Origin of the sequence: Flectobacillus sp. BAB-3569, assembly GCF_002270355.1 — a bacterium.
In the GTDB taxonomy this organism is placed as follows: domain Bacteria; phylum Bacteroidota; class Bacteroidia; order Cytophagales; family Spirosomataceae; genus Flectobacillus; species Flectobacillus roseus.
Genome location: NZ_NJFZ01000067.1, coordinates 1 through 358, shown reverse-complemented (window position 1 = coordinate 358; position 358 = coordinate 1). Strand labels below are relative to the sequence as shown.

Below are 358 nucleotides of genomic sequence, written 5' to 3'. Positions count from 1 at the left end.
CTTTACTCCAAATAAACCATTAATATATAACAATTTACAAATTTCACCAAAAAAGTCTTTCGCTTTTAAGATCGATGTTTAAGTGTTTATTTTTTCAAAAAACACTTTTATCAAATCCTTGCAAATAACTAATTTTCCAAAATCCATTTTTTTTGAAGTCTTACTTTGTAGGAAAATCCTTTTGAAAAATTCTTATCTCCCCATGTCCACCATACATTTGCATTGGTTCCTACAACCTCCACTTTCTTCAAAACAATTTTATCCCAAGGATTATCGCTCCTGAGTCTTTGACCAAAGAAGATAACCTTGCTTTCTTGAAACAAGCAAAAATTTCTTTTGTGGCCATCGACGAAGCGCA

The 358-nt window shown here is 31.6% G+C and carries 1 protein-coding gene; it reads right to left on the bottom strand.

The window, feature by feature from the left end; all coding sequences use genetic code 11:
- Positions 1 to 128: 128 nt before the first annotated feature.
- Positions 129 to 358, bottom strand: a 230-nt coding sequence (locus tag BWI92_RS26345; RefSeq protein ID WP_217903505.1) for a hypothetical protein, incomplete at its 5' end; no start/stop codon positions are given.